Source organism: Cupriavidus sp. 05T313 (assembly GCF_056396665.1).
Genome location: NZ_JBFTLX010000068.1, coordinates 1 through 22,242 on the forward strand (window position 1 = coordinate 1; position 22,242 = coordinate 22,242).

Annotated in this window: 19 protein-coding genes; 9 read left to right on the plus strand and 10 right to left on the minus strand. The window is 66.8% G+C overall.

Features of this window, described 5'->3' with window-relative positions:
• Nucleotides 1-3: 3 nt before the first annotated feature.
• Nucleotides 4-1,131: an acyl-CoA dehydrogenase family protein gene (locus AC1DKD_RS16810; protein WP_441630909.1), complete on the plus strand. Its 1,128-nt coding sequence runs from the start codon at nt 4-6 to the stop codon at nt 1,129-1,131.
• A gap of 353 nt (nt 1,132-1,484) precedes the next feature.
• Here AC1DKD_RS16810 and AC1DKD_RS16815 read toward each other — a convergent pair whose 3' ends face one another.
• From AC1DKD_RS16815 to AC1DKD_RS16830, 4 genes are all read right to left on the minus strand, one after another.
• Nucleotides 1,485-2,933: an acetolactate synthase large subunit gene (locus AC1DKD_RS16815; protein ID WP_477143491.1), complete on the minus strand. Its 1,449-nt coding sequence runs from the start codon at nt 2,931-2,933 to the stop codon at nt 1,485-1,487.
• A 100-nt stretch (nt 2,934-3,033) separates the two neighbouring features.
• On the minus strand, nt 3,034-3,813 hold the full coding sequence (locus AC1DKD_RS16820) for a GntR family transcriptional regulator (protein ID WP_441630907.1): 780 nt from the start codon (nt 3,811-3,813) through the stop codon (nt 3,034-3,036).
• Between the two features lie 187 nt (nt 3,814-4,000).
• Nucleotides 4,001-4,993, minus strand: coding sequence for a DUF535 family protein (locus AC1DKD_RS16825; protein WP_477114819.1), 993 nt, complete (start codon nt 4,991-4,993; stop codon nt 4,001-4,003).
• A gap of 535 nt (nt 4,994-5,528) precedes the next feature.
• Nucleotides 5,529-7,019 carry an SLC13 family permease gene (locus AC1DKD_RS16830; RefSeq protein ID WP_441630905.1) on the minus strand — a complete coding sequence of 497 codons (1,491 nt, stop codon included), beginning with the start codon at nt 7,017-7,019 and terminating at the stop codon, nt 5,529-5,531.
• Nucleotides 7,020-7,173: 154 nt separating this feature from the next.
• Between AC1DKD_RS16830 and AC1DKD_RS16835 the strand changes: the two genes are divergently transcribed.
• Nucleotides 7,174-7,959, plus strand: coding sequence for an AraC family transcriptional regulator (locus tag AC1DKD_RS16835; protein ID WP_441630903.1), 786 nt, complete (start codon nt 7,174-7,176; stop codon nt 7,957-7,959).
• A 45-nt stretch (nt 7,960-8,004) separates the two neighbouring features.
• Here AC1DKD_RS16835 and AC1DKD_RS16840 read toward each other — a convergent pair whose 3' ends face one another.
• A complete protein-coding gene (locus AC1DKD_RS16840) occupies nt 8,005-8,478 on the minus strand; it encodes a MarR family winged helix-turn-helix transcriptional regulator (protein WP_441630901.1) in 474 nt (157 codons plus the stop codon).
• 1 nt (nt 8,479) lies between these two features.
• Between AC1DKD_RS16840 and AC1DKD_RS16845 the strand changes: the two genes are divergently transcribed.
• Genes AC1DKD_RS16845 through AC1DKD_RS16855 form a run of 3 tightly spaced genes read left to right on the plus strand, consistent with a single transcriptional unit; the run spans nt 8,480 to nt 10,102 of the window.
• Nucleotides 8,480-8,788: an FUSC family protein gene (locus tag AC1DKD_RS16845; protein WP_441630899.1), complete on the plus strand. Its 309-nt coding sequence runs from the start codon at nt 8,480-8,482 to the stop codon at nt 8,786-8,788.
• Nucleotides 8,789-8,816: 28 nt separating this feature from the next.
• Nucleotides 8,817-9,332: a MarR family winged helix-turn-helix transcriptional regulator gene (locus AC1DKD_RS16850; protein WP_441630898.1), complete on the plus strand. Its 516-nt coding sequence runs from the start codon at nt 8,817-8,819 to the stop codon at nt 9,330-9,332.
• Complete coding sequence (locus tag AC1DKD_RS16855) at nt 9,329-10,102, plus strand: DNA alkylation repair protein (protein WP_441630896.1); 774 nt, start codon at nt 9,329-9,331, stop codon at nt 10,100-10,102. Before AC1DKD_RS16850 ends, AC1DKD_RS16855 begins: the two co-directional genes overlap by 4 nt.
• Nucleotides 10,103-10,302: 200 nt before the next feature.
• Here AC1DKD_RS16855 and AC1DKD_RS16860 read toward each other — a convergent pair whose 3' ends face one another.
• The 3 genes from AC1DKD_RS16860 to AC1DKD_RS16870 all read right to left on the minus strand — a co-directional run bounded on the left by AC1DKD_RS16860 (nt 10,303) and on the right by AC1DKD_RS16870 (nt 15,974).
• On the minus strand, nt 10,303-13,425 hold the full coding sequence (locus AC1DKD_RS16860; protein ID WP_477143489.1) for an efflux RND transporter permease subunit: 3,123 nt from the start codon (nt 13,423-13,425) through the stop codon (nt 10,303-10,305).
• Nucleotides 13,426-13,438: 13 nt separating this feature from the next.
• A complete protein-coding gene (locus AC1DKD_RS16865; protein ID WP_477143492.1) occupies nt 13,439-14,650 on the minus strand; it encodes an efflux RND transporter periplasmic adaptor subunit in 1,212 nt (403 codons plus the stop codon).
• A 61-nt stretch (nt 14,651-14,711) separates the two neighbouring features.
• Nucleotides 14,712-15,974: a TolC family protein gene (locus AC1DKD_RS16870; RefSeq protein ID WP_477101876.1), complete on the minus strand. Its 1,263-nt coding sequence runs from the start codon at nt 15,972-15,974 to the stop codon at nt 14,712-14,714.
• Nucleotides 15,975-16,483: 509 nt separating this feature from the next.
• Here AC1DKD_RS16870 and AC1DKD_RS16875 point away from each other — a divergent pair.
• Complete coding sequence (locus AC1DKD_RS16875) at nt 16,484-17,248, plus strand: sulfite exporter TauE/SafE family protein (RefSeq protein ID WP_477143490.1); 765 nt, start codon at nt 16,484-16,486, stop codon at nt 17,246-17,248.
• Between the two features lie 23 nt (nt 17,249-17,271).
• On the opposite strand, the gene AC1DKD_RS16880 is transcribed toward AC1DKD_RS16875, so the two are convergent.
• Nucleotides 17,272-17,757: a GFA family protein gene (locus AC1DKD_RS16880; protein ID WP_441637221.1), complete on the minus strand. Its 486-nt coding sequence runs from the start codon at nt 17,755-17,757 to the stop codon at nt 17,272-17,274.
• Between the two features lie 618 nt (nt 17,758-18,375).
• On the opposite strand from AC1DKD_RS16880, the gene AC1DKD_RS16885 reads away from it, so the two are divergent.
• The 3 genes from AC1DKD_RS16885 (at nt 18,376) to AC1DKD_RS16895 (ending at nt 20,985) form a co-directional block, all read left to right on the plus strand.
• A complete protein-coding gene (locus tag AC1DKD_RS16885; protein ID WP_441637222.1) occupies nt 18,376-19,248 on the plus strand; it encodes a hypothetical protein in 873 nt (290 codons plus the stop codon).
• 243 nt (nt 19,249-19,491) lie between these two features.
• Nucleotides 19,492-20,112, plus strand: coding sequence for an N-acetyltransferase (locus AC1DKD_RS16890; RefSeq protein WP_441637224.1), 621 nt, complete (start codon nt 19,492-19,494; stop codon nt 20,110-20,112).
• A 222-nt stretch (nt 20,113-20,334) separates the two neighbouring features.
• A complete protein-coding gene (locus AC1DKD_RS16895; protein WP_441637226.1) occupies nt 20,335-20,985 on the plus strand; it encodes an HAD domain-containing protein in 651 nt (216 codons plus the stop codon).
• 77 nt (nt 20,986-21,062) lie between these two features.
• Here AC1DKD_RS16895 and AC1DKD_RS16900 read toward each other — a convergent pair whose 3' ends face one another.
• A complete protein-coding gene (locus AC1DKD_RS16900) occupies nt 21,063-21,941 on the minus strand; it encodes a DMT family transporter (RefSeq protein ID WP_441637228.1) in 879 nt (292 codons plus the stop codon).
• Nucleotides 21,942-22,242 lie beyond the last annotated feature (301 nt).

Sequence of the window (22,242 nt, forward strand, 5' to 3'; positions counted from 1 at the left end):
GCCATGGACTTTAACTACAGCGAAGAGCAGCAGATGCTGGCGGACAGCCTGCGCCGCTTCATCGACACCGAATACACCTTCGACAAACGCCGCAAGAACGCCCGCGGCGGCGGCAGCTTCGACCGCGCCACCTGGGCACAGCTTGCCGAGATGGGTGTGCTGGGCCTGACCGTGCCCGGCGAGTACGGCGGCTTTGGCGAAAGCGCCGCAAGCCAGCTCGTGGTGCAGCGCGAACTCGGGCGCGGCCTGGTGCTGGAACCAGTCACGCCCACTGCCGTGATGTCCGCCGCCGTGCTGAACGCCTACGGCAGCCAAGCCCAGAAAGACGAATGGCTGCCCGCGATCGCCACCGGCGAACGCGTCGTCACCCTCGCCTACCTGGAGCCCACCACCCGCTACCGCCCCGAGACCGCGCGCGCCGGCGCCGAGCGCAAGGGCGACGGCTATGTACTCAACGGCAACAAGAGCCTGGCCTGGCACGGCGAAGCCGCCGACGCCTTCCTGCTCACCGCGCGCATCGCCGGCAGCAACGAACTGGCGCTGTTCCTGGTCCCGCGCGACGCCACCGGACTCACGGTGCGCGGCTACCCCACCATGGACGGCCTGCGCGCCGCCGACCTTGCCTTGCAGAACGTCGCGGTAGACGCCACCGCGCTGGTAGGAGACGCGGCCGACGGCCTGGCCGCCCTGCTCCACGGCATCGACCACGGCATTGCCGCGCTCTGCGCGGAAGCCGCCGGCGCGATGGAAAAACTGATCGAAATCACCGGCGAATACCTGCGCACGCGGCAGCAGTTCGGCAAACCGCTGGCGGCGTTCCAGGCCCTGCAGCACCGGATGGCCGACATGCTGGTACAGAAAGAACTGGCGCTGTCGATGGCGTATGTGGCAGCGCAAGCGCTGGACGAAAGCGACCCCGCGCAACGGCGGCGAATGCTGAGCGCCGCGAAGGTAACTGTGGCCAAGGCCGGGAGAATTGTCGGCCAGCAAGCGGTGCAGCTACACGGCGGCATGGGGATGACGGATGAGCTGGAGGTAGGGGATTACTTCAAGCGATTGACGATGATCGATCCGCTGCTGGGAGACAGTGATTACCACGTGCAGCGATATGGAGAAGTAATGACAGCATGAGGAATTGAACTGGATTTCATTAAAAAAATCCAGTTCAACTGCCCAGAAAAAAATGCAGGCCAAACGGCGCAACGATTATCCGTCCGGCCCTGCGGCAATCACGTCTCCGGCAGAAAAACGCATCAAAGCCTCGCAAGCCCCCCTCATCCCCGCAACGGGAAACAGGACCCAACGGGCGCGAATAAAGGCGAGGAAGCCAGGTCACAAGTCGGTGTAGCCGTGTGGAGCGCCCCCAAGGGCGGGCCACACCCCAACGCGATGCGAAGCGAGCCGTCAAGGTGTCCAGGCCGTATGGGGCGCCTCGTCGGCAGGCAAAAAGAGCGGAAAAGAGGGACCCATGTTTGAGTATCGCCTTAAGGCGATGCGAGTTTGGGTCCCGGCTGCACCCAGTTCAGATCCGGATTCCCGATATCCAGCATATCGAGCGCAGTCTTCCCCGGACTAGCCCCGACCCCGGCCAGCTCCCCCAGCAAAATCGCATACTTCCGGTTAGCCAGGATCACCACGGTAACGTCGAGCTTCTCGCGCGCCATGGTCCACAGCGATTGCAGCGTATACATGCCGGAACCGTCAGCCTGCAACGCAACCACCCGGCGTCCGGGCGCCGCCACCGCGGCACCGGTGGCCAACGGCAGGCCATCGCCGATCGCACCGCCGGTGAGCTGCAACCAGTCATGGGGCGCGGCATGCACGGTGCCCGGATAGAAAGCACGCCCAAAGCTGACGCTCTCTTCCACCACGATGGCTTGCTCGGGCAACAACGCAGTCAATGTCTGCGCCACGGCTTCGGAAGTCACCGCGCCCTTGGCGATCTCGTGCGAGGACACGGAGGCCGGCAGCGAAACCGCCGGCGCACCCAGTTCGTCGGCAAGGCGCGCGAGCGCTTCCGCCAGGTCTTGTTCCGGACGCGCCAGCACATGGATTTCCGCATCTTCCGGGTAGGGCCGCGGCGACTTGCCCGGGTAAGCGAAGAAGGTAACCGGCGGCGGCGCGCCTACCAGGATCACATTGCGGATGCCGGCCAGCTTGGCGAGCGATGCGTCGCCGGAGTACGGCACCCGGTCCACATTGAAGCGGCCGCGGCCGCGCGTCACGCGCGCGTTGGACATCGGCGTGATCAGGCGGGCGTCGGTGGCGGCGGCAATGCGGTGCGCGTCGGCCAGCGCGGCTTCGCGCAGCGCGGTGCCGGCCAGCACGATCAGCGTGGGCTGGCCCGAGCGCAACACGCGCGCGGCTTGCCCGATGGCATCCGGGGAGACCTTGGGCAGGGGAATCGGCGCCAGCGGCGCGGCCACCTTGCCGCCGGCATCCCAGCAGACGTCGGACGGCAGGATCAGGCTGGCCACCCCGCCCGGCGCGGCGCATGCGGCCTGTACCGCAGTGGCGGCATCCGCACCTACCGAAGCGGCATGCGTGGCAGTACGGGTCCAGACCGAGACGGGACGCGCCCAGCCTTCGGTGTCGGCGGTCAGCGGCGCGTCGAGCGGGCGATGGTAGGTGGCCTGGTCGCCAACGATATTGATCACCGGCGTCTGCGCGCGGCGCGCGTTGTGCAGGTTGGCCAGGCCATTGGCCAGGCCCGGGCCGCAATGCAGCAGCGTGGCGGCCGGCTTGTCCGCCATGCGGGCGTAGCCGTCGGCCGCGCCCGTCACCACGCCTTCGAACAGGCCCAGCACACAACGCATGCCGGGAATCCGGTCGAGCGCGGCGACGAAATGCATCTCGCTGGTGCCTGGATTGGCAAAGCAGGTGTCCACGCCGCAGGCCAGCAGCGTCCTGACCAGGCTCTCGGCGCCGTTCATCTCGCCCTGCCCGTTGTCTGCCTGGCGGGCATGGTTCCCTTGGTTGCGGTCGGTAGTCTGCATCTTGTTGATTTCCAGTTGGCAGGTAATTGAGTTGGCATCAGCATTGCGCGCCCGGCGCAAGCAGGTCGAAATCCAGGCACACGAACTCGCTCGGGAATTCGATGCGCGCGTAGTAGACGATCACGCTGTCGACGCAGGCGTAGCGCCGCAGCTCGGCCACCGGCGCGCCAACCGGCAAGGCCAGCCGGGCGGCCGATTCCGCGCCCGCCGCGATGATTGACAGGCGCTGCCTGGCGGCTGTGACCTTCAGTTGCGGGAAGCGGTCGAGCACCGGCACCGATGGGCCGTGGCGGAAGGCTTCGGGGTTACGCGCGAACACGCTGGCTTCGATGAAAACCTCGCCCAGCGCAAAGGGGCGCTGCTCGATCCGGTGCAGCCGGCGCAGGAAGTGATAGCCCGGCGCACGCGCCGCGCGGCAGGGCATGCCGAGGTCTTCCGGCAACGGCACGGTGCCGACGGATTCCGACAGCGCTTCGGTATCGAGCTGCTCGCCAACCGCAACCACCTGGTCCCAGCTGACTGGCAGCTTCAGCGCGCGGCGCTCACGGCAGCTTGCCTTGACGAAGGTGCCACGCCCGCGCTCGCGGGTCAGAAGGCCTTCCTCGTCCAGCAGCGAGAGTGCGTGGTGCATGGTCATGCGCGCCACGCCAAACTCGCGGCAGAGTTGTTCAAGCGACGGAATGCGCGCGCCCTGGCGCCATTCGCCGCTTTCGATATGGCGGCGGAAGATAGTGGCAAGCTGCAGGTAGACCGGCTGACGGCTGCGGGAAAGGAGATCGCTGTTGACAGGCAAGGCGGTGAAAGCTGGGTTCGGCATCTGCGGTGACGGCGGGCATGGCGCCAGCGCGCCGCCGCTATATGGAAGCGACCTACTTTAATAAGGTCTATAAACCTAGACTACTGGGGTTTACTGCAAGACGGACGAAAAAAAAGCGCGGGACGAAATCCCGCGCTGCCTGCATTTTTCTGGTTTGCATCCCCGGCGGGCCTGTCGCCCCCCTCTTTTACGCCGCGAGCGCCTCGGGGCCTGCCGGCGCAATGACTTGCGTCAGGACCGGCGCCGGCGTCATGGCCGGTACCGCGCCGGGCGCCGCGAGCCAGTCGCGCACCGTCGCCTGGATGGACTCGACCTGTGCCAGCTTGCGCCTGTAGGCCGAGCGCTTCTTGGACGGCAGCTCCATCACATCGCGGCGCGGCTGGCTGACCGGCATCGCGACATTGCCGCAGGCCAGCGGCTCGCCGCCCGACTCCATCCAGAACCCTTCGTAGTCGCAGAGGATCTCGCGTGGGGTATGGCGCTGGCGCCCCACATGGTTGTTCCTGCAAACGCCCACGATGCGTTGCACGTCCAGCGCGGCGGCAAAGGCGAGCAGTGCCTCCATCACCACATCCTTGGGACGCAGGCCTTCGCAGGCCTTGGTCGCTTCGCGGATCAGGTCGCGGCTGTTTTCGCCCATGGGCCCTTGCAGCCCGCCCACGAAGATCTCCGGCCCGGTCTTGCCTTGCACCAGATAGAAACTAAGCTGGCTCAGGCAGACGCCAGTGGCCGTATCGCGCCAGTAGAAAGCCAGTTCGCCTTCCTTGGGATTGGGCCCGGAGTCGGCCAGGTGCAGTGCGTACCGCCCTTCGCCCACCGGGCATTCGAGGCCGCCGCCCAGGTAGATCCGCTCGTTAAGCGCCAATGGCACCAGCGTATTCAAAATCCGGTAGTGCTCCAGCACGATACGCATGCGCTCGCGGAAACGCAGCCCATATGCGCCGAGCGGACGATATGGACGCTCCAGCAGTGCGGGCCTGGCGAGGGCGACGCGCTGCATCAGCGCGCAGGAACTCACCGCTTGTAGCCAGCTGCGTACCGCCTTATGGCGGAATGCCGAGCTTCCAATCAGCTTGATACGCCTGAGCCACCACTTTCTGCCGCCCGGCGGGTGGCAGAAAGCCGACAGCGCAGCGAGAGCCCCCAGATAACGAAAATAGAAAAAAGGTCCGAGATCCAGAAAGAATCCCTTGGCACTAAGCCCCGATAGCCATTGAAGGCTCGAGATTGGTCCTTGCACGACTTGACGCTCTCCTGTTACCCAATGCAGCAAAGCCGGTGCCCGGTCTTGTGGTGCGCTGCCCTTGCGATCGACACGTCCGCGCTTGCCAGGCGGCAAGCTGCGGCCCTGCCGGGCCCGGATCACGAGGCATGGCCGGCGGCCTGGCAGAGCCTCCGGGTAAACGTATCGCCTCGTAATACTTCGTAACGAATAGTAATACTTCCGGTTGACATGAACACAAGTCATTACCGGCAGAGAGCAAAAAAAACCAGCCGACGCCGGCCGGCCATGCCCTGGGGAATGGCATAGGTCGGGCGTTCGGCGCACCGGCCGGCGTTCCGCGGCGAATTACGAGCGAGCGGCTACGGACAGGCCGACGCGCGGCCGGCCCCCGTGGGCAAAGGCCCGAATCCCGGCTTGCCCGGCGATCCGGGTTAACCAGATGTCGAAGGGCGGAATCATGTCTCAGAGGGCACAAGCTTGCTGGCGGCGCTCACGGCAGGTAGCCCAGCACCCGCCACCAGAAATAGTCCAGCGGCAACAGCACCAGCAAGGTCAGCGCGGCCAGTGCCAGGCACAGCCGGGTGCCCTCGCGCAGCCCTACCCCGCCGAGCTGCATCGCAATCACGATGGGCGGCGACTGGTAGGGGAAAAACACCGTCGAAAACACCGGTACCTGCAGCATCAGCACTGCTTCGAGCGACAAACCCGTGGCCTGCGCCAGTTGCCTGGCCAGCGGCGTCAGCACCGCCGGCAAGCCGGGCAGCGTCGTCATCAGGCCCAGGCTCGCCCCGACCGCGCCCAGCGCGGCCACGTTGGCAGCGGTATGTCCCGGCGAGAGCGGCAGCCAGCGCAGCAGCGCCGCGCTGATGGCCGTCCCCAGCCCGGTCGACTCCACCACGGCGCCCAGGCCAAGGAAGCCTGCTACATAGATGAGGGGCGTGAGATGCACCTGCTCGGCCAGCATGCGCGAGGACACCAGGCCCACGCCAGGCAGCAGGCAGACGATGCATGCAGCCAGCGAGATCCAGGCAGGCGAGATGCCGTGCAGGGTATCCGTGGCAAACCCCGCCACGGCCAGCGCCAGGATCGCCGCCAGCAGCTTTTCCTGGCGGCTCGGCGCGCCCGCTTCCTGGTGGGGCAGTGCCGCGATCGGCCCGTGCTCCGGAAACATCCGGCATACCAGCCAGACCAGCATGAAGGTCTTCAGCACGCCAAGGATGGGAAAATGCAGCAACAGGTAGCTGCCGTAGCTTAGGTTGACGCCATACAGCGAACTCGCCGCGCCGAGCAGCACGCTATTCGGGATATTGGCCGGCAGGATGGTGGTGGGCGGCATATAGCTGGCCGCCGCCACGGTCAGCACCATGCCGATGCGGCCGTTGGAGCCCGGCGCGAAGCCGAGCCGGTCAGCCAGCGCCAGCACGATCGGCATCAGAAGCAGGACACGCCCGGTGGTCGATGGCATCAGGAATGCCAGCCCCACCGCGCTCAGCGCCACGGTGCCGATCACCTGCCGGTAGCTGCCCACCCGGCCGCGGAAAATAATAGCCGCCAGCCGCTGCGCCAGCCCGGTCTGGCGCAAGGCCACCCCGGTTACGGCGCCGCCGAACATCAGCCACCACGCGGTGGAGGCGAAGCCCGAGAACACGACGGAAGCCGGCGCCACATGCAGCAGGATGGCGCACAGGAAGAACAGCAGGGTGGTGGCCGGCTCCGGCAACACGCCAAGCGCCCAGCAGCACACCGTCGACAGCACCAGCGCGGCCGCCAGCACGAGCGCGTCGGGTGCGCCGGTGGCGCGTCCCGCCAGCCACACCGCCGCCACGCACAGGGCAATGACCGTGGCGGCGCGCACGCTGTCCGATAGCTTGCCGGCCGGCGCGGTACCGGCGCCCGCCTTTGGCGCGGAAGCCGCCTGCCCGGCGAGACTGGCGGGAAGAGTGGCGGGGGGCGACAAGCCAGGCCGGCTGCTATTGCTCATGCTAAGGAACTCCGTGGTGCCGATGCGATGAGCGTCATCGTAGGGCGGCACGAAGTGGCTGAGTTACACTTCTCGGGCAATTTCTTACGAATTTCAGCCACCGCCGCGAAGCGCGGCCAATGCGGACATCGGCGGCGACAAGGAGCAACACCGGATGCCACGCACCACCTACCAGCCTGTCCCGCTGACAGAGCCCACCGCCGGGCAGCCGGTCATCGTGCACCTGCGCCTGCCACCACCCAACGCGATCATTCGCCGCCACCGGCATTCGTGGGGGCAGGTCTCCTGTCCCCTGCGCGGCAGCATGCGCGTGACCGCGGCGGGGACCACCTGGGTGGTGCCGACCATGCGCGCGGTATGGATACCGCCGGACGTGGAACATGAAGTGGTCACGCTGGGCGAGGCCGCGCTCCACGCCTGCTATGTGCTGCCGGCGGCGTCGCCGCTGTCGCTCGCCACGTGCTCAGTCCTGGAAGTGTCGCCACTGATGCGCCACCTGATGATGGCCCTGACCGAAGCCGCCAGCCTGTCCGAGCGGCGGCGCCATCTGAGCGCCGCCCTGCTGATCGAGGAACTGCGTGCCGCCCCCACCCTCTGGCCGGGGCTCGCGCTGCCGACCGACCGCCGCCTCAAGGCACTGTGCGACGCCCTGATGGAGCAGCCCGGTTCGGCATTGAGCCTGGCGCAATGGGCAGAACTGACGGGCGCCAGCGAACGTACCCTGGCGCGCCTGTTCCGCACCGAGCTGCGCACCAGCTTTGCCGCGTGGCGCCAGCAGCTGCGGCTTGCGCACGCCGTCGACCTGATGAGCCGGGGCAAGCCGCTGGCGCATGTGGCATCCGAGACCGGCTATGCCAATGCCGGTGCGTTCTCCACCATGTTCCGGCGCGCGCTGGGCAAGGCGCCCCGGGACTTCATGGCGCGCAGGTCCGGCGAGTAGCACGCGGCGAAGCCACCCTGAGCACCTCGCTGGCTGCCCGGCCGCTCAGGAACCGCCCCGCTCCTCCCCCGCATCCGGGGCTGGCACCGTGGCATCGTGCGCGGCCAGCTTGAGCATGGCGTGCGCCGCCTTGCCCAGTGCATCACGCTCGCCGTCATCCAGCGCGGCGGCCAGGGCCTCCTCCAGCCACACGGTGCGGGCGTGCATATCGTTGGCCAGCACATCGCCGCCCTTGGGCGTCAGCGAGATCAGGATTTCCCTCCGGTCGGCTTCATTCCTCTCGCGCTGGATCCAGCCCGCCTGTTCCAGCTCGGCGATCAGCCGGGTGAGGGACTGGGGCGCAAGGCGCTCTTCAGCGGCCAGGCGCGACACGGGGACCGAGCCCGTCCGTTTCAGCGTACGCAGCAGGCTGATTGCCGCGAGGCTTGCCGATCCGTCCGGGCGCTCCGCGCGCAACCGGCGGCCGAGCGCCAGGACGCCGCGCACGATCAGGCCAACTTGCTGGTTTTTCTCCGTCAAGATGACGCAGCGCGTGGCCGGAACCATCCTCGGCGTGATCGGCGCGGCCCTGCTGCTGGGCCATCAGCTCCCTTCCCGGGTCGTCGCTTTCAACGCTGGATGGCTGGCGGGCATCCGGCCGTTGCTGCGGCTGCGCAACTACCTCGTCTATTCGGCCGCGATGACCCCGCTGATGGTCATGATCATGGGGGCAAGCCGGCCCGCCGATGGCGGAATGCTGACGGACCGCGTGGCGGCCACGGTGATCGGCGCCGGCATTGTGCTGCTGGTCGACCGGATGGCAGCCAAGGCAAGCGCACTTGTCACTTAGTTAGGCGCCATAATAATATGGCGCCACTATGAATACGCTCGAACAGAAATACCTGGCCCTGCTGGACGCAGCCAGACGACGCCAACTACCCGATCTGGACAGCATCCGGCTGTGCTTCCAGGCACTGTCGCTGGCGTCCGCGATCGACCGCGACTGCGCGGCGCTGCTGGCACCGCATGGGCTGTCCGAAGGCCGTTTCGTGCTGTTGTTCTTGCTGGACGCGGCCAAGGACGGACTGGCGCCCAACGTGCTCGCCGGGCAGGCTGGCGTGACTCGCGCCACCATCACCGGCCTGCTCGATGGGCTGGAGCGCGAGGCGCTGATCGAACGCCACGCCGACAGCATGGACAGGCGCGCGCTGACCATCCGGCTGACCCCCAGGGGCAAGCAAGTCGCCAGGAACGTGTTCGACGAACACGGCCGCTGGATCGCCAGCCTGTTTGGCGACTTGTCCGCACAGGAGCGCAAGCTGCTCGCCGGGCTGCTGAACAAGGTCTCCGCGGGCATTGCCAGCCGCAGCGCCATGCCGGGGGATCCTGCATGACGCAACCGACAACACGCAAGGGCGCCAGCCGGGCGGCGGACATTCCACCCGACATCCTGGCCGCGCTGGAGCGTGGCGAACTGCAAAGCGCCACGCTGGCCGAAGGCCTGGCGTTGAATCAGGCCACGCTGTTGCGAGCCGTGCTTCCAGAGCTCTCGCCACCCGCCATCCGGCAGGCCGAAGCCGCCTGCCAGCTTGGCATCCTCAAGCGCATGGCCAGCATCGGCACCGTTTTGTTCGAAGAGCTTGGCCCCGTGGGCATCGCACGCTGCCAGGCGCATCCATCGGACACCGTGCGCGGCTGGGCCTGCTTCATGGCCGGCATGCAGCCGGGACCGGACTTGAGCCAGCGGCTCGCGGCCATCCGGCCGCTGGCCGACGACCCGCATTTCGGCGTGCGCGAATGGGCCTGGATGGCCATGCGGCCGCATCTCGCCGCTGACCTCGATGCCAGCATCGCCCTGCTGGCCGCCTGGACCGCCGCACCGTCGGAAAGGCTGCGCCGTTTTGCCAGCGAAGCGTTGCGCCCGCGCGGCGTGTGGTGCGCGCACATCGCCGCGCTGAAGAAGAATCCGGCGCAAGCCCTGCCGCTCCTGGAACCGTTGAAGGCCGACACCTCGGCCTATGTACAGGACTCGGTGGCCAACTGGCTCAACGACGCTGCCAAGGATAGTCCAGACTGGGTCCGCGCACTGTGCCTGCACTGGCAGCAAGGCGAACCGGCGGCCGCCACCCGCCGCATTTGCAGCCGCGCGATGCGCAACCTGTAATGGCAGCAAGCGCCTGTCCCGCCATCTGATTGAACGCTCCGCGCCAACACCAGCCCGGCTGGCCATTGAACGCCTTCACCACGCGAGCGGCTTGCGGAGCGTCTCGCGGGCAGCATCGGCCGAGCGAAAGCCGATAAAAAAAACCCGCCACCAGGGTGACGGGTTTTTCGAGGCCGCGGGCGGCCGGAGCCGCCCGTCGATCAGGCCGGCATCGAATCCGAAAGCCGGTTATCGCTCCCGTTGCCGTTTTCTTCATCCGGCCAGGTGCGTCCCACCATCCACTCATACAGCGTGGGCAGCACGATCAGCGTCAGCATGGTGGCAGTGATCAGCCCGCCAATGATGACGATGGCGAGCGGGCGCTGGGTTTCCGAGCCGATGGCGCGCGAGATGGCCATCGGGAACAAGCCCAGCATGGCCAGCAACGCGGTCATCAGCACCGTGCGCAGGCGGTCCATCGAACCGGTCAGCACGGCCTGGCGCACCGGCATGCCTTCGTCGCGCAACTGGTTGAAGTAGGTCACCATCACCACGCCGTTGAGCACGGCCTGGCCGAACAGCGCGATAAAGCCGATCGCCGCCGACACCGACAGCGGAATGCCGGTGAGGAACAGTGCGAACACGCCGCCGATCAGCGCGAACGGGATGTTCGAGATGATCAGCGTGGCGCTCTTGAACGACTTGAAGGCGTTGAACAGCAGCAGGAAGATCACCAGCACCGACAGCGGCACCACGATCGACAGGCGCGCCATGGCGCGTTCCTGGTTTTCGAACTCGCCGGACCAGCTGATCTTGACGTCGTCGGCCTTGACGTTCTTGGCCACCAGCGCCTGCATGTCCTTCACCACGCTGCCCATGTCGCGGTCGTGGATGAAGATGCCGATGGAGGTGGTGCGCTGGCCGTTCTCGCGGCTGATGTTCATCGCGCCGGAAGCGGCACGGAAGTGCACCAGCTGCGACAGCGGCACCTGCGCGCCGTCGGCGGTCTGCATGAAGATATTCGGCAGGTTGGGCAGCTCGCGCTCGTTCGGCTTGAGGCGCACCGCCACGCTGAAGTGCTTCTCGCCTTCCCACAGCTCGGTGGCTGCCTTGCCGGCCAGCGCGGTTTCCATCAGGTCCTGCACGTCGGCCACGTTGATGCCGTAGCGCGCGGCCTGGGCGCGGTCGAAGTCCAGCACGTACTGCGGCAGCTCGCCGTCACGGTCGATAAAGGCGCGCATCACACCCTTGACCGACTGCACATTGGCGAGGATCTGGTCGGCCACGCGCTTGTTCTGCTGCAGGCTGTCGCTCTGCACCTTGATCACGATCTGGCCCTTGATCTGGGAGATGCTCTCAAGAATGTTGTCGCGCACCGGCTGCGAGAAATTGGGCTCGATGCCGGGCAGCTGGCGCAGATTGTGGTTGATCTCGTTGATGATCTTGCGCTTGTCRTAGCCCGCGCGCCATTGCTTGTCGTTCTTCAGGTCGACCAGGATTTCAACGGTGTTGATCAGCTTSGGATCSGTGCCRTCGTCSGGGCGGCCCACCTTGGAGATGGTGGTATTCACCTCGGGCGTCTGGCGAATGACGCCGCGCAACCGCTTGGCCTGTTCGCGCGCTTCGTTGGTCGAAACCGAAGCCGGCAGGTCGAAGCTGACCCACATCGAGCCTTCGTCCAACTCGGGCAGGAACTCGCTGCCGAGGAACTTGCCCACGCCGACGGTAGCCACCAGCAAACCCAGGGCAACGCCCACCACGGTGCGCTTGTGGTCCAGCGCCCAGGCCAGCATCGGCTCGTAGAGACGCTTGCTGTGGCGCACCATGAAGTTGTCTTCGTGGGCGATGTTCTTCGTGAGCAGCAGGTGGCACAGCAGCGGCACCAGCGTCAGCGAGATGATCAGCGAGCCGACCAGCGCCCCCGTGACGGTGTAGGCCATGGGCGCGAAAATCTTGCCCTCGTGGCGCTGCAGGGTAAAGATCGGGATGTGCGCGGCGATGATGATGATCATCGAGAACACTGTCGGGCGGCCCACTTCGGTGGTGGCTTGCAGGATCGCGTGCAGGCGCGCGCGGCTGTCCTTGATCTGCGCTTCCTTCAACTCGCCCAGCCGCTTGAAGATGTTCTCCACCACGATCACCGCGCCGTCGACGATGATACCGAAGTCCATCGCGCCGAGCGAAAGCAGGTTGGCCGGGATGCCCACCCAGGTCAGGCCGATGAAGGTGGACAGCATCGCCAGCGGGATCACGATTGCCACGATGGCCGCGGCGCGCACATTGGCCAGGAACAGGTACAGCACCGCCATCACCAGCAGCGCGCCTTCGACCAGGTTGCCGAACACGGTGTGCAAGGTCTTGTCGATCAGCGTGGAGCGGTCGTAGTAGGGCACGATCTTCACGCCCTTGGGCAGGATCGTGCTGTCGAGCAGGTCRATCTTCTTTTTGAGCGCTTCCAGCACCAGCGAGGGGTTCTCGCCCTTGCGCATCACCACGATGCCCGAGACGATGTCATCTTCGTCGTCCTGGCCCATCAGGCCCTGGGGCGGCGCGGAGCCGATGCGCACATCGGCGATGTCCTTGACCAGGATCGGCGTGCCGKTCACTTCCGACACCACCACGTTGGCAATATCGGCCGAGGTGTAGAAGCTGCCCAGCGAGCGCAGCAGGTACTGCTGTCGGCCGTGCGCGAYGGCGCCGCCGCCGGCGTTGGAGTTGGCGCGCTGCAGGGCGGTGAAGAGCTGCGACAGCGAGATCTTCGCGTCGCGCATCCTCGCCAGGTTGGGGTTCACCTCGTACTGCTTGATGGTGCCGCCAATGGTGACCAGATCCGCCACGCCGGGAACCTGGCGCAGATTTTTCTCCACCACCCAGTCCTGCAGCGTGCGCAGTTCCTGCGCGGTGTAGCCCTTGCCGGTCAGGCGGAAACGGAAGATTTCGCCGATGGCGGTGGACAGCGGCGCCAGGTCGGGCTGCACGCCGTCTGGCAGGTCGACCCCGCGCAGGCGCTCGATCACCTGCTGGCGGGCCACCACGTCGGTGGCCTTGTCGTTGAAGGTGACCATCAGGAAGGACAGGCCGAACTGGGTGTGCGAAAACACCCGCACGGAATTCGGCGTGCCGGCCAGCGCGGTTTCGATCGGGATCGTGACCTGGCGTTCGACTTCCTCGGCGGCACGGCCCGGGTACAGCGTGATGACGTTGACCTGGATGTCGGAGACATCCGGGAAGGCTTCGATCGGCAGGTTCTTGAAGGCCGCCAGGCCACCCCCGATGAAGATGGCAAGGCCGAGCCAGACGAACAGCTTCTGGTGCAGCGCGAAATGGACGATACGCGAAATCATGTGGCGGTCTTCCTCACTGCTTCGCGCTGGCGCTGCTGGCTTCGCTGGCGCGGGCCGCGTTGACCGCGGTGGCGTCGCGCAAGATGTCCTGCAGGTACAGGTTGCCTTCGATCACCACCATGTCGCCATCCTTGAGGCCTTCGACCACTTCGGTGATGCCGGGCAACGACACGCCCAGCTTGACGAGACGGCGCTCGAAATGGTTCTGCGCGGTGCGCACGAACACGTAGCTGCGGTTGTCGGCCAGGAACACGGCCTTCGACGGCACGCTGATGCCCTGGAACGAGGCAGCCTGCAGCTTGGCGGTGACGAACATCTCGGCCTTCAGGCGGCGGTCCKSGTTSGGCACKGWCAGYCGCACCTTGATGCTGCGCGCGGCGGGGTCGACGTAGTCGGCCACCTTGATCACCTTGCCGGCGAAGGTCTCGCCGGGGTAAGCGCTGGAGACGAGCTGCACGGTCACGCCGGGCTTGAACAGCGCCAGGTCGGACTCGGCGGCATCGACCTGCGCCCACAGCTCGCTGGGATCGGTCACCAGGAACAGCGGCGCGGTGGGCTGCTGGTCGGGACGCAGTTCCATGCCGACATTGATATTGCGCTCGACCAGCAGGCCATCGATGGGCGTGCGCAAGGCAAAGCGGTTGCTCGCGCCCTCGCCCTGCGCAGCGGCGCCGTACTGGCGCAGCGCGGCCTGGGTGCGCTGCAGGTCAGCGCTGGCACGGGCGGCGTCGGCCTGGGTCTGCTCCAGTTCCTTCTGCGCCACGATGCCGGCGTTGTACAACTCGCGCTGGCGCGCCAGCGCCTTGCCGGCGTAGGCGGAATCGGCGGCGGCCTTGCGGGCATCGGCCTGGGCGATGCCGAAGTCGGTCGAAGTCAGCGTGGCCAGCGACTGCCYGGCCTTCACATTGCTTCCCGGCTGCACCAGTACCTCGGTCACGCGGCCGGCAAACGGCGTCGTCACGCGCACGGTGCGGTCCTCGTTCCACACCAGGCGGCCGGGCAGGCTCAGCATGCGCTCGCCGCCGCTCTTGACGGCCTGGCCCGTAATGCCGGGCAGCGTCCTGACCGTGGCGGGGAATTCAATCGTATTGCCGCTGACCTTGGGCTCGTCGTTGGGGGGCGGGGCTTCCTGCTTGCCGCAGGCGGCCAGTGCCAGGGCAACCAGCGAAAACGCGGCCAGCCGCGCGGCAACGCCGTGGCGGGCCGTGGCACGGGCGGGGGACATCGAGGCAGGCGTAGCGGTCATCGAGGCGGACATCGAAGCGGACATCGGAACAGACACGGAATTAAGGACGCGGCACATCGGTACGAACCTGGGAATTGGGTGAGGACTGCAGGGCGGCGCGATAAGCCGCCAGGGATTTGGCGAATTCGCCTTGGGCGGTGACGGCATCCAGGCGCGTCTGGCGCAGCGCCCGGCGCGAATCGAGCAGGTCGAGCACGCTGCTGGCGCCCTTGGAGTAAGCGAACTCGGCACTGCCGGCAACGCTTTCCGCGGTCGGGACCACGCCTTCCATCATCTGCTTGAGCGACAGGCGCGCGGCTTCGAGCTGGTTTCGCGAGCGCTCCAGTTCGTTCTGCGCTTCGAGCAGCACGCGGTTGCGATCGTCCAGCGCGGCGTAGTAATCCACCTCCGCGCGGCGGGCTTCACCGCCAAAGCTGTGGCGCACGTAGAGCGGGATCGACACGAACACGCCGAAGCTGTTACCGCTGCCGGTCTGGTTGGAGGGCGAGGTGGGGTAGTGCTCAGCCTGCGCGCCAACGGTAACGTCGGGCACGCGGCCGGCGCGGGCCAGATCGCGCGCGCTGGCGGCGGCGGCCAGGCGGGCCTCGGCCGCGGTCACGTCGGGGCGGCGCTGCACGGTATCGGCATCGGGTTCCGGCACCGGCACATCGAGGGCAGGCCAATCGGCCACCAGGCGGTTGCTGGCCAGCGTGCCGGGCACGCCGATCGCCTGCGCCAGCGCAGCCTTGTCGCTCGCATGGTCGGCCATGGCGCTGCGCATGTCGGTCTGGGCGCGCATCACATCAAGCTGCAGCTTGCTGACATCCGCGCGCGAGACGTCGCCCGCCTTCAGCCGCGACTCATTGGCTTGCTGGGTGCGGCCATAGAGGGCCAGGGTCTCGGTGAGTACGGCGACGCGTTCCTGGCTCACCAGCGCTTCATAGAATGCCTGCTCGACAGCGCTGGTTTGCTGGGTGATCACGGCCTGCAGCACTTCGCCGGCAGCGCGGTTGTTGGCGCGCGCGGTATCCGCGCGCAATCCGCCCTTGTTGGCCGTCTCGATGGTCTGGTCCACGCGCAGGGTCGAATCGACCGTCTTGCTGCGCGGGCTGCCCGCGCCGACGCCGAGGTGGGGGTTGATATTGGCCACACCCAGGCTGAGCACCGGGTTCGGCCGCTGCGAGGCAATCTGGATATCGGCCTGGCTGGCCTCCTCGCCGCGCCGCGCCGCGATGATGTCGCGGTTGCAGCGCATCGCATCCAGGCGCACCTGGGCAATGGTCAGCGCTGCCTTGGACGGCGGCGCAACGCAGGGGCCATCCATTGGCAGGGGCGCACTTTGCGGCACATCYGAGCCGGCCATGGCAGYGCCCGCTGCGGCACTGAAGAGGCTGATCAGCAGGAAACGAGGAATGGAAAAAGACACGATCAATCTGGCTCGGTTCGACTTTAGTGTGCGGTAAACGACCATGCCCGCCGATCGGTGCACCGAGATAGCGAATATTCAYGTATCTCCGTGGAACCGGCCGCGTTCTTGCCGGTATCCGGCGGTGGCAAAAGATCTTCCGAGCGCATTCAAACTGAACTGCATTACAAACGGCTTTCACGGAAGCAAATAAAACTGACGAAAGCACCGGAACATGGCAATTTCGAGGGAAAACCCTGACAAAGCCGTCGTATAGAGCACAAATCCAGCCACACCGCCGACGCTCGCCAAACCCACGTATCATTGCGCGCTTTCCGCTGCTCTTTTCCCTGTTCCGGCGGCCCGGCGGACGTTATCACGCCCCCATGCAGTGCACGCTCTTTGCGCCCCCCCAGCTTTCCATCCTCATGCCTGACCATTCCCTGCTGTCTTCCGCACTGATCTTTGGCCTCGGTGGCTTGCTGGGCGCCGTCGGCGGGCTATTCGGCATCGGCGGCGGCCTGATCGCCATTCCTGCGCTGGGGCTGCTCTACGGCATGGACCAGCAACTGGCGCAGGGCACCGCGCTGGTCATGATCGCGCCCAATGTGGTGATYGGCTTCTGGCAATACCGCCGGCGCGCGGACATCGCCCTGCGCACGGCGGCCGTACTCGGGCTGTCGGCGGTCGTGGCCACTTATGCCTCCGCGCGCCTCGCCACCGCCATCGATGCCGTGCTGCTGCGCCGCATCTTTGCCTGCTTCATGATCGGGCTGGCGCTTTATTTCCTGTGGCGCCTGCTGCCGGGGCGCGCTGCCACGGTGCAGCAAAGCCGCCTGTCACCGCGCTGGATTCCGGCGCTCGGCGCGGTGGGCGGCGCATTTTCCGGGTTCTTCAGTGTCGGCGGCGGCGTGGTGGYCGCACCTGCCCTGGTGGGACTGTTCGGCTACCGGCAGGCGGCGGCGCAAGGCCTTGCGCTGGCGCTGGTCACGCCCGGCGCGGTGGTGGCACTGGCCACCTACGCCCACGCCGGCCATGTCGACTGGGCCAGCGGCATGCCGCTCTCCCTCGGCGGCATGCTGACCATCTCGTGGGGCGTGGCGCTGGCCCACCGCATGCCGGAACGGCGGCTGCGCGCGCTGTTCGCCGTGTGCCTGATCGCCACCGCCGCAATCATGCTGGCGCGCGGCTGACAGCCGCCCGGTCAAGCGCCCGTCTAGCCTTGCAACCCCTTGCGCCGGTGCCACTCCGCCAGCGACTCGGCAGGCCAGGTACCGCAATGCACATGGCCCCTCCCCTTGGGCACATCAACCCAGGGCGCGGCATAGTCCAGCGCGGCTTCCACCACCTCCGGCGGCCTGGGCAGCGGCGTGTCGATCGCCGACGCGTGCGGATGCACAAGTTCCGGCCAGCGCGGATCCCACAGCCATAGTGCGCTGCCGCATTTCAGGCAAAAATGCCGCCCCGCCTGCGAGCGCCGCGCACGCTGGCCCGGCTCGCGTATCACGGCGTGATAGATACCGATATGCTTCTTGCCGCGAACCTTCAGGGTGCTCGCGTCGCCGCCCAGATTGATGGCATAGCCGCCGCTGCCAGCCGTCTTGCGGCAGATCGAACAGTGACAGTGCATGAAGGGATAGGGCGAGTCCGACTCCAGGCTGAAGCTGACCGCGCCGCAATGACAGGAACCTTCGAGATGCATGAGATCTCCCGTGAGTTCGGGGAGCATTCATTCTAGGCGGCAGGCGCCGGTCCGGAAGCGATGCGCAGGGCGGCTGGCTGGACAAGGCCGTCCCGATATGGCATAAGAGATGTTGCTGCCTGTAAACACACAGCGCTCCTGGCAGAATTTCCTACCCTTCATCCGAGACCACATGCTCCTCGTCCCGCACCTCAACGCAATCCGCCGGCATGCCATGCATGCCGCGGCCCTGCGTGCGTGCTCGGCACGGGGCGGCGTGCGCTCGTGCCGCGCCACAACGGCCGCGGCCTACTTCCATGGTTTCGYCGCCGTGCTTCTCTTGGCCGTGCGGGGAAACCAGGACTCACCAGCCCGGTCCTGACTTTCCCCGCACGGCACTTTGCCTGAGGGCGCCATCGTGCCCCTTGTCCAACGTGCAACCTGGGAGAAAGCCAATGTCTTCGTCTTCGATCTATCACAAGACCCTTTGTGCGATAGGCACCGTCGTCGCCGTCTACCTTCTCATCAATCTCTGATTGAGCACGGGGCACCGGCAAAGCCGTTGCCCCGTCATGGCCTTGCACGCCATTCCACTGCCGCGGCACGTCCGCGGCATTCATCACGCACGCCCATATCGCCATGGAGCTCACGAAGAATTTTGTCAAAGCCAAGCGCCCCTGCGCCGATGGCTACCGCTGGTTCGTCCGTAACCGCCAGGACGGCAGCGACTACCAGCGCCTGCTCGACGCCCTCGTCGAAGCCGGCCGCGTCGACGACGCCTGCTGGCTGCTGACGCAGTTCGGCCCCACCGATGCCGTACTGGCCGTGGATGCCATCGACGCAGAGGCCGTGGTCTTTGCCGGCTCGCTGCTGGTGCGCGGCGGCATCGACGTGGAGACCACGGTCAGGGCAGGCGGTGCCATCCAGGCCGGCGGCGGCATCCGCGCGGGCCGCGCCATCGTGGCCGGCGCGGACATCGTGGCCGCGGGTGGCATCCATTGCGGCGGCGTGCTGGAAACCGCCGGCGATATCAAGGCCGCATGGGGCATCGACGTGCTCGACGCCATCACTGGCGGCGGCAACCTGAAGGCGGGCTGGGATGTGCTTTGCGGCGGCAAGATCTCGCTGTCCGGCTGCGCGCTGGTTGGCCACGACCTGATTGCGCAGGCCGCCATCCATTGCGGCAAGAGCATTCGCGCCGGCGGCACGCTCGATGCGCGCCACACCATTCGCGCCGGCCACGGCATCGAGTGCGGCGCCTCGATCCGCTCCGGGATGCATCTCGAAGCGGGCTGGGGCATCAAGGCGCAAGAGGCCATCCTCGCCGAATGCGCCATCAAGGCCGGCGAGGGCCTGCAGGCGCGGGACGAAATCCGCGCGGGCGCGGGCTATGGCGTGTACGCCGGACTGGATGTGAGGGTCGATGCCTGGCCGGCGAGCGCGAAGGTGCTTGCCGCGGCGAAGCCCGAGGGTCTGGTGAGCGGCTGGTGGGAGGAACCCGCCATGCGCTGAGATGCCGCCGCGCGCGCACGGCCCTGCGTGACGCGGCGTCCCGCCTGAATCCCTTCCTTGATCCTTTCTCCGGAGGTAAAGCGATGTTCTACAAAGTCTTGCTGATCCTGGTCTTCTTCATGGTCGTGGTGTTTGCCCTGGCACGGGGCTTCCAGCACATGCCCGTTTAGCGCCTGCGCTACCTGGACCGATGATGAACCCCCATGCACCCCGCCCGGGGCGCATGGCAGCGAGGAGATTGCCATGGCCATCATGGCCCCAGTCATGACCTTCCCGTGGCTCGCGCGCAAGCTGGAACTGCGCATCGATGTCAGCCACCGTCCCGCCGAGCTCAACCAGGAGTTCGGCTCCATCTACGGCCGCCTCCACCGGCCGGGCGACCGCCTGCACGATATCCCGGAGGTCGCCACGGACTCGCCCGGACTCGTGATCCGCTATCGCGAGGCCGACGGCGAGTACTACGTCTATGTGGAAGACGTCGCACGCAAGCGGCTGGCCGGCTACACCGTCTTCAACCGGCTGATCGAGGTAGGCCGGAGCGCCGATCCCCACCTGCGCGCACCGCACTCCAAATACGAGACGGCCTACCAGCGGCGCGGGCTGGCCACCGCAATCTACCGGTGGGGACTCGATGCGGGCCTCTGCCTGATGAGCGGCGCGCGGCAGTCGCCCGGCGCCAACGCGCTGTGGCACGCGCTGTCCCGGCACTATGAGCTGGGCTATGTGGATTTGCGCTGCAAGACCCTGACCTATCTCGGGCGCACGGTCAGCAGCCAGGTTCACGACGACCTGCACACGCGCATGATCCTGCTGGGCAAGGGCTGGAGCGTCGAGCGGCTGTCCGCGGCCACCGGCATGCTGTAGCGCAAGGTGTGCGGCTTCGTGAAAACCGGCTGCCGGAAGTGGATCGCCCCGCCAAGTTGTTTCTTGCCGAAACATATCGGTCGGGCGAATCGCTGATTTTTACCAAGTCGCATCTCAAGTTACAGATATGTTGCAACTTAGGCATTCCGTGCCTCTCCAGATTTCCGTGGTTGCGTCGTAATCTTCAAACGTGCCAACCAGGCGCTGCAACCAAAGGAAATCATGTCAGAACGCCTCATCATGCTCGACGTCCCCGGTGTCCTCTATTCGAGCCGCTCCGAGGCTCGGCTGGGCGGAATCCCCGATACGGGTACCCTGCGCGACGTCCGCTTCTTCGATCCCGTCGCCCTCGGTTTTGTGCGGCGGCTGTTCGGCCTGGCCGGTGCCCGCGTGGTGATCTCCGAGGCATGGCGCCGCGGCGTTCCCGCCGCCATCCTGCAGCAACTGGATCTCCAGGTCGAGGGCATGACGCCCGATGTGCCCGGCGGCCACGCCGCGCGCATCGCGGCTTACTTTGCGCACCGCCCGGCACCGCCGGCCTTCGCCATCCTGACCTGCGACACCGCATCGATGCAAGGCGAGCAATACGCGCACCTGCGTCCCCACGCGGTAGCGGTGAACCCCGCCGAGGGACTGACGCCCGCCAACTTCAGGCAGGCGCTCGATATCCTCGGTGTGGCGTGCCCGTCCACCCTCTGCCTCGACACACAGCCCGACGCTGGCCTGGAAGCCCGGCTGCAACGGCTGCGCCGCCTGGCCCGCGAAGCGCCCGCGCGTTTCGAGGTGGGCACCGTCGCCGCACCGCTGTTCCAGGCCGTGCCCGAGCTGGTCTTGCCAACGCAACGCCCGGAGACGATGCTGGCGCAYGCCTGATACGCTGCCCCGCTTCGCAAAGCCGGCCCCGGCCCGCTGCGCGCCTTCAGGCGCGTTTGCGGCCGGGGCCGGTTTCGTTACCGGGCGCGCGCTTGTTCGCCGGCTTGTTCGCTGAACACCAGCACCAGCCCGAGCACGATCGCCACCATGCCCCCCATGCTCAACGCGGCAAGGCGATTACCCAGGAACAGGTAATCCATCAGCGCGGTCACGGCCGGCACCAGGTAGAACAGGCTGGTGACGTTGACCAGGCTGCCCGCCTGGATCAGCTTGTAGAGCAGCAGCGTGGCGCCTACCGAAATCACCAGCGCCAGCCACGCGAGCGACAACACAAAGCCGGCCGCCGGCATCACGTCCATCGGCTGGAACGGCACGAACAACAGGCACAGCGCCAACCCCGCGCAGTACTGCAAGGGCAGCACGTCGAGCGGCGCCTGCCGGATGGTCTTCTGCAGGATGGCGCCGATCGTCATGCAGGCCAGTGCCGCCAGCGCGAAGCCCATGCCCGGCGCCGAAAAACGCGCCATGCCGATGCCCTGCCAGACCACCAGCACCAGTCCGCCCAGCGCCACGGCAAGGCCGGCCAGGCGGCGCGCTGAAAAGCGCCGCTCCACCAGCAGCAGGGTCAGGATCGGCTGCACGCCCAGCACCGTTGCCAGCACGCCAGGCGTAATGCCGCGCGCCAGCGCCAGCAGGTAGCAGATCGAGTACGCACCGGTCAGCAGCAGCCCCGCCGCTATCACTTGCAGCCGCGTGCCCGCCGCGGGCAACCAGCGGCGGCGCCATGCCGCGAGTACCAGAAGAACGGCCAGCGCGAGCGCGAAGCGCGCGACCAGCAGGGCAAAAGCGGAAGCATATTCAAGCCCCAGGCGCGCGAAGATCGCGCCGCTGCTCCATAACAGCACGAAGAGCGTGGTCGAGCCATACGCGCTCAGGGCGGTTTTGTTCAAAGCCATGAAATTCACCTGTCACGGGAAATCGATCGGCTCCGGCGCGCCCCGGCGTCACGCAGGCGCGAATTGCGCCCTGGCGCCAGTCAGGGAAAAGGCCGGAGCAGGATAAGACCGGAAAAAGCCGGAAAAGACAGGGCTGCGGATCAGCCCAGCACGGCAACGGGCGGCGGCGCAAGGCCAGCCCCCGCGCGCGGCGGCGAGGTGACAGGAGGAGCGAAAGCGGCGGCACACGGCCGGACCGCACCCGGAAGGGTGGCGATGGCGGCAAAAGCGTTGTGCGCGGCGTGGATCATGATGGTCCGTT